This window comes from Mycobacterium sp. IS-1590 (genome assembly GCF_001500025.1).
Classification (GTDB): Bacteria; Actinomycetota; Actinomycetes; order Mycobacteriales; family Mycobacteriaceae; genus Mycobacterium.
Genome location: NZ_LQIW01000001.1, coordinates 362,089 through 377,506, shown reverse-complemented (window position 1 = coordinate 377,506; position 15,418 = coordinate 362,089). Strand labels below are relative to the sequence as shown.

The window sequence follows — 15,418 nt, the reverse complement described above, 5'->3', positions numbered from 1 at the left end:
GCGCCGCGTCCTACTTCATATGCACGCTGATACCGACGCGGTGCGAGCATTGGCCGCGACCACCGCCGCGCATGCCGACGAACTGGCCACCATCGCTTCGAAGCTGGCCGCGGTCAGCACATCCGTCGCCGCGTTCGGTCCGGTCGGCCGGCCGTTCCTCGCGGCGCTGGCCGACGCCATCGAGGGCGAGCGCCGCATGGTGGCCGCGCTGGGCGATCATGCCTCGGCGAGCGGTGACGCCGCTTACCGCACGGCGCTCGCCTACGACGACGCCGACGAACGCGCGGGCGCACGGGTGTTCGGCCTGTAGACGATGCCGAGTGCGTTGATCACCGGGCTGACGGCGCCGCTGCGAAACGTCCAGTCACTGGTCGGCTCAGGTTCGGTGACGGAGCTCGCGACCGCGCTGCGCGATGTGGACACCGCCCTGCGCGAGGTGTCGGCGTCGGTCGCCCAGGGGTGGGGCCGCGCGGCGCAGCACTGGGCGGGCGCGGGTGCCGACGCGGCCGCGGGCGTGTTCACCGCGACCGTCGCACGCACCGATGAGCTCGCGGAACGGGTGCGACGCCTCGGCGCGGCGGCCGAGGAGGCCGGGGCCGCGGTGTCGCGCGCCCGCGAGCGCCTGAGCGACATCGTCGAGACCTTCGAGGCGCGCGCGGCGGCGCTCGAGCCGTTCCTCGACTCGCCGGGCGTGATGGAGGAGTTGGTCGCCGAGGCGCGGCGATCACTCGCGGAGGCCCTCGCGGTGGTCGACCAATTGCGCGCCGAACTGGACGGGCACGCCGCCGGGTTGCCCACCGCACCGGCTGCGCCGATGACCGGGCCGGCACCGACCGCGCCCGCCGGGTTCACCGCCCCGACCGCGCCGTCATCGGGGTTCGGTGGTGGTGGCATGCCGTCAGCCGGTGGGCTCGGTTCCGGTGCGAGTGGGCTCGGCGCGAACGCGGGCGGGCTCGGCTCGCTGGTGCGCGACATCGCCGAGTGGTCCCGCCCCGAGCCGCCCGATGCCGCGAGGTTCGGCGACGGCGTCGCGGTGCGCCTGCCGGACGGCAGCACGGCAACCGCACCGAACGCGGTGGCGGCGAGCGCGGTCCGGTATGCCCTGACTCAACTGGGGGTGCCGTACGACTGGGGCGGCACCACGCCGGGCGTCGGCCTCGACTGCAGTGGCCTGACCCAATGGGCCTATTCGGAAGCCGGATTGACGCTTCCGCGGCTGGCCCAGGAACAGGACGTGGGTGCCCCCGTCGGGGCCGGCGACCTGCGGCCGGGCGACCTCGCGATATGGGACGGTCACGTGGCGATGGTGGTCGGGAACGGCCAGATGATCGAAGCCGGCGACCCGGTGCAACTCTCGCCGATCCGGACCACCAACGCCGGGCAGGGCTTCCAGGGTTTCTGGCGGCCGACGGCGTGAGGGCACTGGGTCGGCAGGTTGGGGCACTGTGCCAGCTTCGCCGGGAGTTCCGATCGTTAGGCTGTCCGCCATGGCTGCTGACATCGTGCCGATCCGGCTCGGCTTGACCAAGGGCGACCTGTACACGTTATGGGCTCCACGCTGGCGTGATGGCGGCGACGAGTGGGAGGCCTTCCTCGGCAAGGACGAAGATCTGTACGGGTTCGAGTCGGTCGCAGAACTCGTCGCGTTCGTCAGGACCGACAAGGACAACGACCTGGTCGATCACCCCGCCTGGACCAAGGTCACCGAGGCCAATGCACACCGCCTGGACCCGGCCGAGGAGCACCAGTACGACGTCATCGGCGTGCCGGAGCTCGTCGCGGAGAAGGTCAGCGAGGACGCGGTTCGGCAGTTGCACCGCACCCTGGTGATCGTCTCGTCGCTCGGCTCGGTGTGCGAACTCCCGGTCGTCACAAGGTTTTTCAACGGCAATCCGGTGCTGGGCACACTCGGCGGCGGTATCGAGGCGTTCTCCGGCCGCAGCGGCCGTAAACGATGGGGCGAGATCGAGGCGGTCATCGCGCGGGCCTGGGACAACGTCGTCGATGCGCTCGACGAGGTCATCACGACACCCGACGTCGACTCCGCCGCCTCGCGCAAGGCGGAAGCCGAGCTGGCCGAGCCTGCACCCGAACCCGAACCCGATGAGCTGATCGACGAGCCCTCCGGGGTCGACGCCACCGAAGAGGACGAGGACGAGTCCGACGCCCTGACCACCCAGGCGCAGAGTCAGGTGCTGGGCAGCGACGAGGACTTCTGGCTCAAGGTCGGCATCGATCCGGTGCGGTTGATGACGAGCGCGGGCACCTACTACACGCTGCGCTGCTACCTCGACGACCAGCCGGTCTTCCTCGGCCGCAACGGGCGCATCAGCGTCTTCGGCTCCGAGCGGGCGCTGGCGCGGTATCTGGCCGACGAACACGACCACGACCTTTCGGGGCTTGCCACCTACGACGACATCCGCACGGCCGCCACCGACGGCTCGCTGCAGATCGAGATCACCGACGACAACGTCTATGTGTTGACGGGCATCGTCGACGACCTCGCCGACGGACCCGATGCGTTGGACCGCGACCAACTGGAACTCGCCGTCGAACTGCTCCGCGATGTCGGCGACTACTCGGAGGACACCACCGTCGACCAGACCCTCGATCCGGACCAGCCGCTCGGCAGGCTGATCGCGCACGTCCTGGAGCCCGACACCGTCCGCGCCCCGAGCCCGCCGTACGCCAAGGCCGTCGAACAGTGGGAGGCGCTGGAGGCGTTCATCGAGTCCCGGCTCCGCCCCGAATAGGGCACGCCTTCGCCGCGAGCGACCGCAAACTGTCACGCGCACGCGGCGTGTCGGGGGACGGACGCGGTCGCTCGCGCGGAAAAAGACGGGCAGTCAGCCGATCAGGACGGCGTAGCGCGGCTTGATGACGTCGTCGATGATCGACAGGCGCTCGTCGAACGAGACGAAGGCCGACTTCATCGCATTGATTGTGAACCGCTGCAGATCGCTCCAGCCGTAACCGAAGGTCTCGACCAGGCGCAGCATCTCCTGGCTCATCGTCGTGTCGCTCATCAGCCGGTTGTCGGTGTTGACGGTGACGCGGAAGCGCAGCCGGGCCAGCAGGTCGAACGGATGCTCGGCGATGCTGGCGACCGCGCCGGTCTGCACGTTGGACGAGGGACACATCTCGAACGGAACCCGCTTGTCGCGCAGCAGTGCGGCGAGCCGGCCCAGTTGCGCGGTGCCGTCGGGTGCGACGGTGATGTCGTCGACGATGCGCACACCGTGGCCGAGACGGTCGGCACCACAGTAGGCGATCGCCTCGTGGATCGACGGCAGGCCGAAGGCCTCCCCCGCGTGAATCGTGAAGCGCGCGTTGTTGCCTCGCATGTACTCGAACGCGTCGAGGTGCCGTGTCGGCGGGTGGCCGGCTTCCGCCCCGGCGATGTCGAAACCGACCACGCCCTTGTCGCGGAACCGGACCGCCAGTTCGGCGATCTCGAGCGAGCGCGCCGCGTGCCGCATCGCCGTCACCAGGCAGCGCACGGTGATGGTCCGCCCGTCGGCGCTGGCGGCCTTCTCGCCGTCGGCGAACCCGGCCATGACCGCATCGACGACGGCGTCCAGCGACAGCCCGCTGTCGATGTGCAGTTCCGGCGCGAACCGGATCTCGGCGTAGACCACGTTGTCGGCGGCGAGGTCCTCGACGCACTCGTAGGCCACCCGGTGCAGGGCCTCGGGTGTCTGCATGACGCCGACGGTGTGGGCGAACGGCTCGAGATAGCGCACCAGCGACCCGCTGTGCGCGGCGGTGCGGAAGAACGTCGCCAGCTCGTCGACATCGGTGGCCGGAAGGTCGTCGTAACCCGTGGCCTCGGCCAGTTCGAGGACGGTCGCCGGGCGCAGCCCGCCGTCCAGGTGGTCGTGCAGCAGCGCCTTGGGCGCTTGTCTGATCGAGTCCAGCGTCAGCGTCGTCATGTCGGTCTCCGGTTCAGTCTCCGCTCGTGATTCGGTCGATGATCAGCGGACGCGGCGGCGGTGCGGCGTCGCCGACGGCCCAGTTGCCGTCCAGTTCGGCGATCGCCCCCTCGAACCGGTCGGGGGTCTCGGTGTACAGCGTGAACAGCGGCTCTCCGGCGCTCACCGGTTCGCCCACCCGCCGGTGGATGTACATCCCGGCACCGGGCTGGACCCGCTCACCAGGAGCGGAGCGTCCCGCTCCGAGCCGCCACACCGCCAAACCCACCGCCATCGCGTCGATGTTCTCCATCCTGCCACCGCGCGGCGCCGTGACGGTCTCGGTGTGGGGGCCGACGGGCAGACCCCCGGTGGTCAATGCGGCCAGATCACCACCCTGCGCGGCGACCAGATCGCGGAACCGATCCATCGCCGAGCCGTCCTGGAGGGTCTGGGCCGGGTCCACACCGTCGATGCCTGCGGCGTCCAGCATCTCGGCGGCCAGGGTCAGCGTGAGCTCCACCACGTCGGGCGGGCCGCCGCCGGCGAGCACCTCCAGCGATTCGGCCACCTCAACGGCATTGCCGACGGCGCGGCCCAACGGCGCGGACATGTCGGTCAGCACCGCCCGGGTGGCCAGGCCGTGCGCGGTGCCCAGGTCGACCATGGTGCGGGCCAGTTCCCGCGATTCCTCTTCGGTCTTGAGGAACGCGCCCGAACCGACCTTGGTGTCGAGCACCAGCGCGCCCGCGCCCTCGGCGATCTTCTTGCTCATCACCGAACTCGCGATCAGCGGCAGTGACTCCGTGGTCGCCGTGATGTCGCGCAGGGCGTAGATCTTCCGGTCGGCGGGGGCCAGCTCGCCCGCGGCGAAGATCGCGGCGCCGGGTTCGCAAAGCTGTTGGCGGATCTGGTCTTTCGAGATCTCGGCGGTGAATCCCGCAATGGATTCGAGCTTGTCGAGCGTGCCGCCGGTGTGGCCGAGTCCGCGTCCGGCGGCCTGCGGCACCGCACCACCGCAGGCCATCACCACGGGCACCAGCGGAATGGTGATCTTGTCCCCCACCCCACCGGTGGAGTGCTTGTCCACCAACGCCAGAGGCTTTCCGCCCCGCCGTAGGTCGCTGAAGTCCATCCGCTCGCCGGAGTCGACCATCGCCGCGGTCCAACGGGCGATCTCGGCCGGTGTCATACCGCGCAAGAAGATCGCCATCAGCAACGCCGCCATCTGCTCGTCGGCCACCCGACCGCGGGTGTAGGCGTCGATCACCCAGTCGATGGCCGCGTCCGAGAGCACCCCGCCGTCGCGCTTGGTCCGGATGACCGTCGGCGCATCAAATGTGAACTGCGTCACGGAGTTTCCCCACCCCCCAACCGATCCCGGCGGGCCAGGTCATGCGGTCCGAACGCGTCGGGCAGCAGATCGGCCAGCGGACGCGGTCCGCTCGGATGGTCGATCAGCATCTCCGGCCCGCCGTGCTCGAGCAGCACCTGACGGCACCGGCCGCACGGCATGAGCAGCTCCCCCGCCGCGTCGACGCACGACAGCGCGATCAGCCGTCCACCACCGCTCGAACGCAGGTTGCAGACCACCGCGCACTCCGCGCAGAGACCAAGACCATATGAGACATTTTCCACATTGCAGCCGGTCACCACGCGTCCGTCATCGACCAGGGCGGCCGCGCCGACCGGGAAGCCCGAATAGGGCGCGTATGCGTTCTCAGATGTTTCTGTTGCCTTGTGGCGCAACGTATTCCAGTTGATCTCCGACATCGTCCCACCCTCGCCAGGCCGGTTCTGAATGCATTCCGATGCCCCCTCCGCGAAGCCCGGGACCGGAATAGGTGACCCTAACTTCGGCGTTTTTCAAGACATCGACGGCTAAACCGTAGTTCGTTTAGCAGTACAACTGGGTTTAGAGTCGCCCCGAGGTTTGGGTGAAGTGCGCGAACCAGGAAGGAACCTGCCGCCCGGTGCAGCTCCGAAGCCCAATCGTCCACCGAAGGCGTTGGAGGCCAGATGAGTACTGCGACACCCGAGAGCCCCGCGGCTCCACGATCGCGACCGTCGCGCAGACGGACCCTCTACCGCGGCGATCCCGGGATGTGGTCGTGGGTCCTGCACCGCATCACCGGTGCGACGATCTTCTTCTTCTTGTTCGTCCACGTGCTCGACACGGCGCTGGTGCGCGTCAGCCCGCAGGCCTATAACGAGGTCATCGAGACCTACAAGACCCCCCTGATCGGACTGATGGAGATCGGGCTGGTCGTCGCGGTGCTCTACCACGCCCTCAACGGCGTCCGGGTGATCCTCATCGACTTCTGGCAGCACGGAGCGCGCTATCAGCGGGTGATGCTGTGGGTCGTCGTCGGCGTCTTCCTGGCGATCTTCATCCCGTCTCTCGGCATCATCGGCATGCACATGGCGGAGCGGTTCCTGTGAGCGCGCCAGCCGGCGGGCCTTCGGGAGCCTGGACGCCGCACCACCGCGAGGGTCGCATCGCCCCGGTGATGCAGAAAGAGCACGACCGGCCGGCCGGCCTGGACCACCCGCGGGCGCCACGTCGTCCGCGCGGCATCCCCTACTTCGAGAAGTACGCGTGGCTGTTCATGCGGTTCTCGGGCGTCGCGCTGGTCTTTCTGGCGCTCGGCCACCTGTTCGTGATGCTGATGTGGGAGGACGGGGTCTACCGCATCGACTTCAACTACGTCGCCGAGCGCTGGGCGTCGCCGTTCTGGCAGATCTGGGACATGGCGCTGCTGTGGCTGGCCCAGCTGCACGGAGCCAACGGCCTGCGGACCATCATCGGCGACTACGCGCGCAAGAACACCACGAAATTCTGGCTGAATTCGCTGCTGCTGCTGGCGACGGGATTCACGCTGGTGCTGGGCAGCTACGTGCTGGTGACCTTCGACGCGAACATCTCATGAGGGTGAGCTTCACATGATTGTTGAACATCGCTACGACGTCGTCATCGTCGGTGCGGGCGGCGCCGGTATGCGCGCGGCGGTGGAGGCGGGACCGAGGGCCCGCACCGCGGTGCTGACCAAGCTGTACCCGACGCGCAGCCACACCGGCGCGGCCCAGGGCGGCATGTGCGCCGCGCTGGCCAACGTCGAAGAGGACAACTGGGAGTGGCACACCTTCGACACGGTCAAGGGCGGCGACTACCTCGCCGACCAGGACGCGGTCGAGATCATGTGCAAGGAGGCCATCGACGCGGTCCTGGACCTCGAGAAGATGGGGATGCCGTTCAACCGCACCCCCGAGGGCCGCATCGACCAGCGCCGCTTCGGGGGGCACACCCGCGATCACGGCAAGGCTCCGGTGCGCCGGGCCTGTTACGCGGCCGACCGCACCGGCCACATGATCCTGCAGACGCTGTACCAGAACTGCGTCAAGCACGACGTCGAATTCTTCAACGAGTTCTACGCGCTGGACATCTCGATCACCGAGACGCAGTCCGGGCCCGTGGCCACCGGCGTCATCGCCTATGAGCTCGCGACCGGAGACATCCACGTCTTCCACGCCAAGGCCATCGTGTTCGCCACCGGCGGGTCGGGGCGGATGTACAAGACGACCTCCAACGCGCACACCTTGACCGGCGACGGCCTCGGCATCGTTTTCCGTAAGGGACTTCCCCTGGAGGACATGGAGTTTCACCAGTTCCATCCGACCGGTTTGGCCGGCCTCGGCATCCTGATCTCCGAGGCGGTGCGCGGCGAGGGCGGCCGGTTGTTGAACGGGGATGGCGAGCGCTTCATGGAGCGCTACGCGCCGACGATCGTCGACCTGGCCCCGCGCGACATCGTCGCCAGGTCGATGGTGCTCGAGGTGCTCGAGGGTCGCGGTGCGGGTCCGAACAAGGACTACGTCTACATCGACGTGCGCCACCTCGGCGAGGACGTGCTCGAGGCCAAGCTGCCCGACATCACCGAATTCGCCCGTACCTACTTGGGTGTCGACCCGGTCAAGGAGCTGGTGCCGGTCTACCCGACGTGTCACTACGTGATGGGTGGCATCCCGACCAACGTCAACGGCCAAGTGCTGCGCGACAACACGACGATCATTCCCGGCCTGTACGCCGCGGGCGAATGCGCGTGCGTGTCGGTGCACGGCGCCAACCGCCTGGGCACCAACTCGCTGCTGGACATCAACGTGTTCGGCCGTCGCGCGGGCATCGCCGCCGCCAACTACGCACTGGGACACGACCATGTGCCCCTGCCGCAGAATCCGGCGGGCATGGTGGTCGACTGGGTCGGCGACATCCTCTCCGAACACGGCAACGAGCGCGTCGCCGACATCCGCGGCGCCCTGCAGCAGTCGATGGACAACAACGCCGCGGTGTTCCGCACCGAGGAGACACTCAAGCAGGCGCTCACCGACATCCACGCACTCAAGGAGCGGTACTCGCGAATTACGGTGCACGACAAGGGCAAGCGCTACAACAGCGATCTGCTCGAGGCGATCGAGCTCGGCTTCCTGCTCGAGCTCGCCGAGGTCACCGTGGTGGGGGCGCTGAACCGCAAGGAGTCTCGCGGCGGGCATGCCCGCGAGGACTATCCGAACCGCGACGACACCAATTACATGCGCCACACCATGGCCTACAAGGAGGGCGGCGACCTTCTGTCCGACATCCGGCTGGACTACAAGCCCGTGGTTCAGACCCGCTATGAGCCGATGGAACGGAAGTACTGATCAATGACCCTAGCGCCAGAGGTCGAGACCAAGGATCCCGAGCTGCCGCCCGTGCCCGAGGGCGCGGTGATGGTGACGCTGAAGATCGCCCGGTTCAATCCGGAGAATCCCGATGCCTACGCGGATTCGGGTGGCTGGCAGAGCTTTCGCGTTCCATGCCTGCCCACCGACCGGCTGCTCAACCTGCTGCACTACGTGAAGTGGTACCTGGACGGCACTCTCACGTTCCGGCGGTCCTGCGCGCACGGTGTGTGCGGCTCGGACGCGATGCGCATCAACGGCGTCAACCGGCTTGCGTGCAAGGTGCTGATGCGCGACATGCTGCCGAAGAACCCGAAAAAGCAGCTCACCATCACCATCGAGCCGATCCGCGGGCTGCCCGTGGAAAAGGACCTCGTCGTGGACATGGAACCGTTCTTCGACGCCTACCGCGCCATCAAGCCGTACCTGGTCACCAGCGGCAATCCCCCTACGCGCGAACGTATTCAGAGCCAGACCGACCGGGCCCGCTATGACGACACCACCAAGTGCATCCTGTGCGCCTGCTGCACCACGAGCTGCCCGATCTACTGGAGCGAGGGGTCGTACTTCGGTCCCGCCGCGATCGTCAACGCGCATCGCTTCATCTTCGACAGCCGCGACGAGGCCGCCGCCGAACGGCTCGACATCCTCAACGAGGTCGACGGGGTGTGGCGCTGCCGTACGACGTTCAACTGCACCGAGTCCTGCCCGCGCGGCATCCAGGTCACGCAAGCCATCCAGGAGGTCAAGCGCGCGTTGATGTTCGCGCGCTGATAGCGAACCGAGGAGCTCCTTTCGCCGTTGTAGTCACTACAACCGCTGAGAGGAGCGCAGTGTCGATACTGTCCTGGCAGCCCGTCGCCGACGGCGTGGCGCGCCTGTTCGCCCGAACCTTCAACACCGAACCGAAGCCGGGCGTGCGATTCCGAGACATCGGCGGCGATACCAGTGACGACGTCGTCGCCACCCGGCACGGCCCCACCGCGGTGACGATCTACCGGCCACCGCCCTCGGCGACCGGCCGCCCCGGCGTCTACGTCAACATCCACGGCGGTGGTTTCGTCGTCGGCCACCCGGAGCAGGACGACCCGTGGTGTCGCTACCTGGCCGCGCACGCCGGGGTGGTCGTCGTCAACACCGACTACGTGCTCGCGCCCGGCCACCGGTTTCCCACCGCGGCCGAACAGGTGCTCGATGTGACGCGGTGGGCCGCCGCCCAGGACCGGGACTGGGATGGCAGCCGGTTGTGCGTCGGCGGACAGAGCGCCGGCGGCAACCTGTCGGCCGCCGTCGCCCGGATGGCCCTCGAAGAAGGCGGCCCGGCGATTGCGCTGCAGGTGCTGCACTACGCGCCGCTGGACCTGGTGACACCGGCGGCGAAGAAGCGCTCCCCGCTGGGCCGCGACGCCGTACTCAGACCGTGGATGGCCGAAGTGTTCGACACGGCCTACATTCCGCGGAGCGAGGACCGCACTCACCGGTTCGCCTCGCCGGCGTGGGGGTCCAACGCCGACGACCTCGCCGGGATCGCCCCCGCGGTCGTCGTCACCACCGAATTCGACATGCTCCGCGACGAAGGCGTCCGGTACGCCGCCAAGCTGGACGCCGCCGGTTCGCTGGTGCGCCATCACGATGTCATCGGCGTCGACCATGGCTACAACGTCCTGAGCGACAACACCGAGGTGACGCGGCGAATGTACGACGTGCTCGTGGCCCACGTGCGCGACGCGACCGCTCCTCGGCGCTGACCGCGAAACAGAACGCACAGAAAACCCCGTCTCGAACCCCCGCCATCCAGGAGATCAAGCGCGCTGATGTTCGCGGGCTAGGAACGACGCATTGCGTCGGCGAGCTGGAGGTGTCCCCGGAAACCGAGCGATACGGCGCGGGCGCGATAGCGCTCGACCAGGTCGAGGAAGCCGGTGTCGTCGCCGTGCGCGCGGGCCAACCGAGCACGCATGCGCAGCAGCTGGATCTCGTTGATCACGACGCCAGGTTCGGTGGGCATGTCTGCTAGTCGGTCGACTCGCTCGGCCGCCTCCCGGAGGTCGTCCGGACCGTCTCGAAGAAGCAACGACTCCACCAGAACAGCGGTGGCCTCTACGGAGAAGAGCTTCTCTTCGCCTCGGACAAGCGTGTCGATGATCGACCTCAGGTTTTCGATGGCGCCGTCGAGATCCCCCGAGGCAGCGGTGATCTCGGCGAGGCGAATTCTCGGTATCACCGCGGGCGCGAAAATCGAGTTGCGTTCGTACAAGTCGCGCGCCTCCTGGAGCGCCTCGACACCACGACGTCGCGAGGCTTCCGTATCCTGCTCAGCGAGAACCAGTCCCAGCGCGGAACAAGCGGTGGCGAACGCGAGGTCATCGCCGATCTCCCGTCCCTTCCGGACCGCTTCCTCGGTATCCGCGACGGCGCGGTCGTCCGGAACGATGGCTTTCGCGTGCATCCCGAACGAGTATCCGATACCGATGATGAACACCAGAGTCGCCCCGAGCGGGTGGTGCTCGCGTTCCAGAGTCACGCTCCGGCGCGCGTCTTGCAGCCAACTGGGTTCACCTAGAACGCATTTGGCTACCGACCCCCAGGTCAATGCCGTGGCCAGCGCCGTGCTGATCTGTTGTACGCTCATGTCCGTGCCCGTGTAGCCCTCCAGCAGCCCGGCGGCCCACTCCGCGATGCGACTCGCCTCCGGCGCCTCCCCGGCGAGCACCTTGGCCATCACGCCCGCGTGGATGTACGTGAGCGCCCGCACCGCACCGTCACATCGCCGGAGCAGTTCGAACTGCTCGGACGCCAGCGCGGACGCTTCCCGGTGACGATGCTGGAAACTCAGCAGGGCGATCTGGCCGTACATGCCGATCGCCAGCGAGAGGCGGTCACCAGAACTCTCGCACAGCTCCCTGAGTTGTTCGAAGCCGGTGTCGGCCAGGCCACCACCGACCCGCCACGTCGACATGCACAGCATGGTCTTCGGCACAATTCGCAGGGCCGTGCGGTCCGTGTCGCCGTCGGGCAGCGCATCGGCGACTTTTGCGGCGCGCTCCCAACCAGCCCGCGCGCCGCGGACGTCGCGTTGCACAGCCCAGGTCGCCGCTCGCAGGTGCCAGTTGTACGCCGCCGCCAGATCCCCGGCCGCTTCCAGGTGTTCGGCGATCAACGCCGCGTTCTCCTCCGCCGGGCCCCGCTCTTCGATGGCGGCGGCAAGCCGCCGATGCAGTTCGGCGCGTTCCGATTTCAGCTGTGACTCGAGCGCCACCGTACGGATCAGCGGATTACGGAAGACGAATTCGGGCCGACGGCCGAACCTGGTCTGCTCGATGAGCTGCGCCTCGAGCAGATCCTCCACCGCGGGTTCGACCCCCAGCACACTCACGAGATCCAAACCGAATTCCGCGCCGACGACCGCCCCCGCGCTGAGCGTGCGCTTGGCTTTCGCATCCAGACGGTCGATGCGCGCCGCGATCGTCGTCTGTAGGGTCGCGGGCACGCTCACGTCGGCGTCGTCGGCCGCGTTGCGATACTTTCCGGGCTCGCCGTCGAGCACGCCGCGCTCGGCGAGTTCGCGCACCATCTCCTCGGCGAACAGCGGATTGCCCGCTGCCCGTTCGCAAATGGTCTCCCGCAGCTCCCCGACCGAATCGGCGGCTCCGAGCAGACCGTCGACGATCGCGCGCACATCCGCGTCGCGAAGCGGCGCCAGCGCGATGGTGTGACCGCCTCGCACCCGGGTCAAAATCCCCTGGTACTCAGGACGATACGTGATCACCGTCAGGATATGCGTCTGAGGGACCACCGTCAGGAAGTCCGCCAGCATCGACTCGCTGACCTCGTCCATCCAATGCACATCCTCGATGACGTACACCGCAGGTGTCTTGCGAGCCAGGCAGTAGGTGTTGACCATCGCGGTCAACCGCCGCCGCCTGGCCTCCGGGGTGATGGTCGCCGACGCGGCATGCGGCTCGCCGATGCCCAACAGATCCTCGAACATCAGCACGTCCTCGGTATCGAGATCGAGGAGCGCCGCGCGGAGCCGGGCGCGCGCCGAGGCGGCGTCGAGACACTCCACGCCGGTACCCGCCCGGAGGAACGCGGCCAGCGCATGGAACGGAACCTGTTTGGTGTGCGACTCGCAGAAGGAATGCGCCACCTCTATGCCTCGCCGATCGGCCAGCGCCGCGACCTCGCGCGCGAGCCGGCTCTTGCCGATACCCGGCGGACCGACCAATCCGACCACGGCGCCGTGGCCGTCGATCGCGCCCTCCAGCAGCCCCTCGGCGGCCGCCAGCTCCCACCGTCGCCCGACCAACGGCGATTCGTCGCGCCGATCGGGCCGGTGGACCCTGCTGATGTTGATCAGGCGACGCGCCGCCACCGGTTCGTCGACGCCCTTGATCCGTACCCGCTCGGGCTCACCGAGGACGGCCACGGCGTCCACCAGCCGCGCCGTCGACTCGCTGAGCATCACCGCACCGGGCGCGGCGACCGCCTCCATGCGCTGCGCGATGCCGACCTGCTCGCCGATCGCGGTGTAACCGAATGCACCGGAACCCATGTCGCCGGTGATGACCCGGCCGGAGTTCAGCCCGATGCGCAAACGGAGGTCGACACCGTCGCGTCGTGCGACGTCGGTCGCGAGGCGTTCGGCCTCCGCCTGCAACCCCAGGGCCGCCAGGCAGGCGCTCGCGGCGTGGTCCTCCAACGCCACGGGCGCGCCGAACACCGCCATAAGCCCATCGCCGGTGAACTTGTCCACGGTGCCGTCGTAACGCCGGATGACCGCGGCGCAGCGCTCGACGAGGTCGGTGATGATCTCGCGCAACCGTTCGGCGCCGAGCGCCGCCGCGATGTCCATGGACCGCACCACGTCGGCGAACAACACGGTCACGTGCTTGTACTCGGCGGATCGGGCGGATTGCACGACCGCGGCGCCGCACTCACTGCAGAACTTTGCGGTCGCCACCAGCGGCGCCTCGCAGCCGGCGCAACGAAGGTCCGCGGCGGTCGCTGTTCCGCCCGGGCTCCGCCCTGCGTCCACTTGAACATCGTGTCACCAGCGCGGACGCCATGTCACACATTCGGCTGTCACACACCGGCGGGCTGTCTCGTCTCATATGTATGACCGAGAACGCACAGAAAACCCGTATCGAACCCCTGCCCCCGCAGCGCGCCACGCTGCTGACCAAGTTCCTGTACCGGGTGGCCAAGCGCCGCTTCGGCGAGGTGCCCGAACCCTTCGCCGTGGCCGCGCACCATCCGCGGCTGATGCTCGCCAACGTCGTGCACGAAGGCATGCTGCAGTCGGGATCGAAGAAGCTGCCCAAGAGCGTTCGCGAGCTGGCGGTGTTCTGGGCCGCCCGCACGGTCGGATGCTCGTGGTGTGTCGACTTCGGCGCGATGCTGCAACGCCTCGACGGCCTCGACGTCGACCGCCTCAAGCACATCGACGACTACGCGACATCGCCGCTGTTCTCCGACGACGAGCGCGCGGCGATCGCCTACGCCGACGCCATGACCGGGGATCCGCACACCATCACCGACGAACAGGTCGACGACCTTCGCCAACGGTTCGGTGACGACGGTGTCATCGAGCTGACGTATCAGATCGGCGTGGAAAACATGCGGGCACGGATGTACTCGGCGCTGGGCATCACCGAACAGGGCTTCGGCTCGGGCGACGCGTGCCGGGTCCCGTGGGCTTCCGACGAGCGCTTGCGCGAGGAGACGATCGCTACCGACGAGCGCTTGCGCGAGGAGACGACGGCTACCGACGAGCGCTTGCGCGAGGAGACGACGGCTACCGACGAGCCCTCAGCGGCGAACCGGTGAACTTGTCCGGGTTGGCGATATCCCATATCGCGCAGACCTTGCCGTCGCGCACCGTCATCGCGGTGACCCGCGGCATCATCTCCGGATAGCCGTCACGCGCCGGGGACCCCGGCGTCCAGCTGCCGAACTGACCGTTGACCAGCGCGGGCACACCGGTTTCGAGCCAGCCCGGTCCGTAGCGGCGGGCCAGCCCGAACAGGAATCGAGCCACCTTCTCCGGTCCGTGGATGACGCGCGGCGCGGTCGGTGCCCTGCGGTTCGAGTCCCCGGTGAAGGTGACATCGGGATGCAGCAGTGCCACAACGGCTTCCATGTCACCATCGGCGAGCGCCGACATCAGCGCACCCGCGACCTCGGTGTGGGCGTCATCGGGCACCGGCGGTGGCGCGTCCGCGACGGCACGGCGTGCCCGGGAGGCCAGTTGCCGCGCCGCGGCCTCACTGACACCGAGCACGCCGGCAACTTCGCCGAACGGCACCGAGAAGCCGTCGTGCAGCACGAACGCCACTCGCTGATCCGGGTTGAGCCTTTCGAGCACCACCATCGCGGCGAACCGGGCGTCCTCGCCGGCGACCACCGCCGCCAATGGGTCGTCGCCGTCCAAGCCGACGACCACCGGCTCCGGAAGCCATTCGCCGACATAGGTTTCGCGCCGATGCGCCGCCGAACGAAGCCGGTCCAGGCCCAACCGGCTGACCACCGTCGTCAGCCACGCCCGCAGGTCCTTGACCGACTCGTGCTGGGCTGTGCTCCAGCGCAACCACGCATCCTGCACGATGTCCTCGGCGTCGACCATCGTGCCCGTGAGCCGGTAGGCGACGGACAGCAGATGCGGCCGCAGCTTCTCGAACTCGTCAACCCGCGCGCCGGCGGTCATTCGACCAGCCTAGTGCGCGCCAATACTTCCAGCGTGGCGTGTCCGCCCCCGCGCACGTCACTTGCTAGGTTCGACCTCGTCA

General features: G+C 68.2%; 13 protein-coding genes and 1 pseudogene. 9 read left to right on the top strand and 5 right to left on the bottom strand.

Annotation, left to right across the window (positions count from 1 at the left end):
* Nucleotides 1–19: 19 nt before the first annotated feature.
* The 3 genes from AU197_RS01830 to satS all read left to right on the top strand — a co-directional run bounded on the left by AU197_RS01830 (nucleotide 20) and on the right by satS (nucleotide 2,753).
* Nucleotides 20–310: a type VII secretion target gene (locus AU197_RS01830; protein WP_064400659.1), complete on the top strand. Its 291-nt coding sequence runs from the start codon at nucleotides 20–22 to the stop codon at nucleotides 308–310.
* 3 nt (nucleotides 311–313) lie between these two features.
* Entirely contained in the window at nucleotides 314–1,417 is a 1,104-nt protein-coding gene (locus AU197_RS01825; RefSeq protein ID WP_064400658.1) for a C40 family peptidase, read from the top strand.
* A gap of 70 nt (nucleotides 1,418–1,487) precedes the next feature.
* The gene (gene satS, locus AU197_RS01820; RefSeq protein WP_064400657.1) at nucleotides 1,488–2,753 is read left to right on the top strand and encodes a protein export chaperone SatS; all 1,266 of its coding nucleotides are present in this window, start codon (nucleotides 1,488–1,490) and stop codon (nucleotides 2,751–2,753) included.
* 93 nt (nucleotides 2,754–2,846) lie between these two features.
* Here the strand turns inward: satS and AU197_RS01815 are convergent, their stop codons facing one another.
* Genes AU197_RS01815 through AU197_RS01805 form a run of 3 tightly spaced genes read right to left on the bottom strand, consistent with a single transcriptional unit; the run spans nucleotide 2,847 to nucleotide 5,684 of the window.
* Nucleotides 2,847–3,932, bottom strand: coding sequence for an adenosine deaminase (locus tag AU197_RS01815; protein ID WP_064400656.1), 1,086 nt, complete (start codon nucleotides 3,930–3,932; stop codon nucleotides 2,847–2,849).
* 13 nt (nucleotides 3,933–3,945) lie between these two features.
* Complete coding sequence (locus AU197_RS01810) at nucleotides 3,946–5,265, bottom strand: thymidine phosphorylase (RefSeq protein WP_064400655.1); 1,320 nt, start codon at nucleotides 5,263–5,265, stop codon at nucleotides 3,946–3,948.
* Nucleotides 5,262–5,684: a cytidine deaminase gene (locus AU197_RS01805; protein WP_064400654.1), complete on the bottom strand. Its 423-nt coding sequence runs from the start codon at nucleotides 5,682–5,684 to the stop codon at nucleotides 5,262–5,264. Before AU197_RS01805 ends, AU197_RS01810 begins: the two co-directional genes overlap by 4 nt.
* Nucleotides 5,685–5,930: 246 nt before the next feature.
* On the opposite strand from AU197_RS01805, the gene sdhC reads away from it, so the two are divergent.
* The 5 genes from sdhC to AU197_RS01780 are packed head-to-tail and all read left to right on the top strand — an operon-like array spanning nucleotide 5,931 to nucleotide 10,378.
* Nucleotides 5,931–6,353, top strand: coding sequence for a succinate dehydrogenase, cytochrome b556 subunit (sdhC, locus tag AU197_RS01800; RefSeq protein WP_082696446.1), 423 nt, complete (start codon nucleotides 5,931–5,933; stop codon nucleotides 6,351–6,353).
* Nucleotides 6,350–6,841: a succinate dehydrogenase hydrophobic membrane anchor subunit gene (locus tag AU197_RS01795; protein WP_197415429.1), complete on the top strand. Its 492-nt coding sequence runs from the start codon at nucleotides 6,350–6,352 to the stop codon at nucleotides 6,839–6,841. Before sdhC ends, AU197_RS01795 begins: the two co-directional genes overlap by 4 nt.
* 13 nt (nucleotides 6,842–6,854) lie before the next feature.
* On the top strand, nucleotides 6,855–8,609 hold the full coding sequence (gene sdhA / locus AU197_RS01790) for a succinate dehydrogenase flavoprotein subunit (protein WP_064400652.1): 1,755 nt from the start codon (nucleotides 6,855–6,857) through the stop codon (nucleotides 8,607–8,609).
* A gap of 3 nt (nucleotides 8,610–8,612) precedes the next feature.
* Nucleotides 8,613–9,404, top strand: coding sequence for a succinate dehydrogenase iron-sulfur subunit (locus tag AU197_RS01785; RefSeq protein WP_064400651.1), 792 nt, complete (start codon nucleotides 8,613–8,615; stop codon nucleotides 9,402–9,404).
* Between the two features lie 59 nt (nucleotides 9,405–9,463).
* Nucleotides 9,464–10,378 (top strand): alpha/beta hydrolase, encoded by a 915-nt coding sequence (locus AU197_RS01780; protein ID WP_082696445.1) that lies wholly within the window; start codon nucleotides 9,464–9,466, stop codon nucleotides 10,376–10,378.
* Nucleotides 10,379–10,455: 77 nt separating this feature from the next.
* On the opposite strand, the gene AU197_RS01775 is transcribed toward AU197_RS01780, so the two are convergent.
* Entirely contained in the window at nucleotides 10,456–13,668 is a 3,213-nt protein-coding gene (locus AU197_RS01775; RefSeq protein WP_231744791.1) for an ATP-binding protein, read from the bottom strand.
* A gap of 47 nt (nucleotides 13,669–13,715) precedes the next feature.
* Here AU197_RS01775 and AU197_RS01770 point away from each other — a divergent pair.
* Nucleotides 13,716–14,339: pseudogene (locus AU197_RS01770) on the top strand (carboxymuconolactone decarboxylase family protein); the annotation flags it as partial.
* 88 nt (nucleotides 14,340–14,427) lie between these two features.
* Here the strand turns inward: AU197_RS01770 and AU197_RS01765 are convergent.
* Nucleotides 14,428–15,336 (bottom strand): sigma-70 family RNA polymerase sigma factor, encoded by a 909-nt coding sequence (locus AU197_RS01765; protein ID WP_064400650.1) that lies wholly within the window; start codon nucleotides 15,334–15,336, stop codon nucleotides 14,428–14,430.
* Nucleotides 15,337–15,418: the final 82 nt, after the last annotated feature.

What these genes read in the sequence shown, in the direction of transcription:
- AU197_RS01830 (WP_064400659.1), top strand. Translation starts at nt 20, where the DNA reads ATGCACGCTGATACCGACGCGGTGCGAGCATTGGCCGCGACCACCGCC.
- AU197_RS01825 (WP_064400658.1), top strand. Translation starts at nt 314, where the DNA reads ATGCCGAGTGCGTTGATCACCGGGCTGACGGCGCCGCTGCGAAACGTC.
- satS (WP_064400657.1), top strand. Translation starts at nt 1,488, where the DNA reads ATGGCTGCTGACATCGTGCCGATCCGGCTCGGCTTGACCAAGGGCGAC.
- AU197_RS01815 (WP_064400656.1), bottom strand. Translation starts at nt 3,932, where the DNA reads ATGACGACGCTGACGCTGGACTCGATCAGACAAGCGCCCAAGGCGCTG.
- AU197_RS01805 (WP_064400654.1), bottom strand. Translation starts at nt 5,684, where the DNA reads ATGTCGGAGATCAACTGGAATACGTTGCGCCACAAGGCAACAGAAACA.
- sdhC (WP_082696446.1), top strand. Translation starts at nt 5,931, where the DNA reads ATGAGTACTGCGACACCCGAGAGCCCCGCGGCTCCACGATCGCGACCG.
- sdhA (WP_064400652.1), top strand. Translation starts at nt 6,855, where the DNA reads ATGATTGTTGAACATCGCTACGACGTCGTCATCGTCGGTGCGGGCGGC.
- AU197_RS01785 (WP_064400651.1), top strand. Translation starts at nt 8,613, where the DNA reads ATGACCCTAGCGCCAGAGGTCGAGACCAAGGATCCCGAGCTGCCGCCC.
- AU197_RS01765 (WP_064400650.1), bottom strand. Translation starts at nt 15,336, where the DNA reads ATGACCGCCGGCGCGCGGGTTGACGAGTTCGAGAAGCTGCGGCCGCAT.